3 protein-coding genes are annotated in these 2,685 nt (G+C 38.7%); 2 read left to right on the top strand and 1 reads right to left on the bottom strand.

All coding sequences use genetic code 11. The features are described 5' to 3' along the window. Window positions 1-1,126: replicative DNA helicase (gene dnaB, locus AC33VI_RS20045; RefSeq protein ID WP_491784029.1), on the top strand; the 1,126-nt coding region annotated here is incomplete at its 5' end. Here the strand turns inward: dnaB and AC33VI_RS20040 are convergent. Beyond that, complete coding sequence (locus tag AC33VI_RS20040) at window positions 1,123-1,881, bottom strand: class I SAM-dependent methyltransferase (protein WP_491784028.1); 759 nt, start codon at window positions 1,879-1,881, stop codon at window positions 1,123-1,125. The genes dnaB and AC33VI_RS20040 overlap by 4 nt on opposite strands. 136 nt (window positions 1,882-2,017) lie before the next feature. On the opposite strand from AC33VI_RS20040, the gene AC33VI_RS20035 reads away from it, so the two are divergent. Then, complete coding sequence (locus AC33VI_RS20035) at window positions 2,018-2,512, top strand: hypothetical protein (RefSeq protein WP_491784027.1); 495 nt, start codon at window positions 2,018-2,020, stop codon at window positions 2,510-2,512. The last annotated feature ends 173 nt before the right edge of the window (window positions 2,513-2,685 follow it).

Here is a 2,685-nt window from a genome sequence, read left to right as displayed (position 1 = left end):
TTATTTAAGCGATCGCGATCTCCTGGAAAAAGTGGGAGGTACGGCAAAGTTAGCCCAACTACTGAATCGTACCGTGTCGGCAGTGAATATCGATCGCTATGCCAATCTGATCATGGAAAAATATATCCGTCGTCAGTTAATTTCTTCGGGACATGAAATAGTCGATCTGGGCTACGATAACGCTACGGAATTGGAAGTAGTGTTAGATTCTGCCGAACAAAAGATTTTTCGCTTAACTCAAGAACGTCCCCAAGAGGGTTTAGTTCCCATTGCCGAAACTTTGGTTAATACTTTCAATACCATTGAAGAATTGCACCAAGAAACGGCATTACCAGGTATTCCAACAGGATATTACGACCTCGATGCCATGACTAGCGGTTTTAGTCGTTCTGACCTGATTATTATTGCTGGGAGACCTTCAATGGGCAAGACGGCATTTTCTCTTTGTGTAGCTTGTAATATTGCCAAGGAATCCCAGTTACCCGTTGCTGTATTTAGTCTGGAAATGTCGCGGGAACAATTAACCCAAAGATTACTATCCAGCGAGGCGCGCATACCCAGTAATCGATTGCGATCAGGAAGAATTGCCCAAAATGAATTCGGACAGTTAATCGGTGGGGTAGACAAATTGTCAGCACTCCCCATATATATCGACGATACAGCTAACTTAACCGTTTTGCAAATGCGATCGCAAGTTCGTCGTTTGCAAGCCCAATCTAAAGATCCTTTGGGATTGGTATTAATTGATTATTTACAATTAATGGAAGGAGGAGACAACGACAACCGCGTGCAACAACTATCGAAAATGACGCGAAGTTTAAAGGGCTTGGCAAGGGAATTAAACGTTCCCATAGTGGCTTTATCCCAGCTTAGTCGGGGAGTCGAACAACGAACCAACAAACGTCCCATGCTATCGGATTTGAGAGAAAGTGGCTCGATCGAACAAGATGCAGATTTAGTAATGATGATCTATCGAGACGAATATTATAATCCCGATACTCCAGATCGGGGCATTACTGAAGTTAGTATTGTCAAACATCGTAATGGCCCTGTGGGAACGGTTAAATTGCTATTTAATGCAGAATTAACTAAGTTTGAAAGTTTAGCCAAACCAACTGGTTATTAAACAACAGGCTTACTAAACACTAAAAAATGTTGTTCTGGTAAAAACTCTTTTGTCGTTTGCCATTGCAATCCTACTGCTTTTAATTCCTTTTTAACCTGTTTTTGGCTCATTTTGTGGAGAGGCTTAATAGGAATGGTGGGATTTTCTTTACGATATTCTAATAAGACAACTCTTCCTCCTGGTTTGAGGGCTGTGAATATTCCTTCCATCATTTCTCTGGGATAGGCAAATTCGTGATAGGCATCTACCATCAAAGCTAAGTCAATACTTCCAGGTGGTAGGTTAGGGTTATCTTCCTCTCCTAAAACTGTTTCTACATTAGTAATATTATTTTCCTCTTTAAGAAAAGTAAGAGCATCTAACATTTCAGGCTGAATGTCTACTGCATAAACCTTTCCTTCAGGAACTTGTTGTGCCATACGAAAACTAAAATAACCAGTACCCGCACCAATATCGGCGACTATATCATTGGGTTGCAACTTTAATTGATCTACAGTTAGATCTGGTTTCTCTTGAATTTCCCTACTAGGACGCTCTAACCACATCATAGCTTGATGTCCCATGACTCTAGCAATTTCCCGATTCAGATAAAATTTACCAATACCATCGGGGTTGTGAATGGCTTTAGTACGATAGTAAGGCTTATCGGTTTCGCTGGCTACAGCAGTGGGACTGTAGGTGAAATTGGTTAAAAGAAAAGCGATCGCAACTGCGAAACTGGTTACTAGAATTAGATATTTACGATTAATTTTCATCTAAAAACTTCACCTCTAAAAGATTTTGCCAAATAATATTATTTATTATTAACTATTTCAAACTACATTATTATGGCTCTGCTGTGCCAAATCAATGAACTACCTTGAAATATATAGCTCACTAAAATTAAGTTCTATGATATTAATCAAAATATTGCTCTCGTTGAGTTTCTTTTCTCTTGCAACTTTGTCGGTATTTGCTCAAAATATCATTGATGATTCAGCCATGAGAGAAGTCTATTTAGATAGAGGATTTTCACCCATCGGAGAAGGAGAATGCTGGAACACAGTCGAGAGGACGAACAGTAATAAAGTAATCAAAATTTGTCACCAACAAGAACCAGAGATCTTTGAATTTACTTATGTAGGCTACAGTAGAGAAGAAATTTTACTGACAGATGCGATCAAAGTCGATAATGCTGGAAAAGACCTTTACGCAGCTTCTGCCGTTCGCAACTACATACTAGGAAGAATTGAAGAAGATAACTTTAATTTAGATTACCCTTGGGAAACTTTTGCTCGACAAAATTCTCACACTGGAGAAGTGACATCAACCAACTCAATTGTTCATTTTTCGTTAGAAGGTAAGGAGAAGATCGTTAGAATAGAAGTTAAGACTCAACAGCAATAACTCTGACTGTTCTTAGTTTAATTTGTTTAACTGAATGTTCAAATTAGGCAGAAAAAAGACCCTGTGAATTGATTTTATTGTCTTTGGCGATCGCTCTTGCTTTTGTGGCTTGTCGTCAAGCTAGCAACAGTGACAATAATCAAAAAATTAAGCTCATTTAATTTATTTAATTC

Source organism: Waterburya sp. (assembly GCF_058530065.1).
Note: the sequence above shows the minus strand (reverse complement) of the source record. Positions and strands in the feature narration are given on the sequence as shown.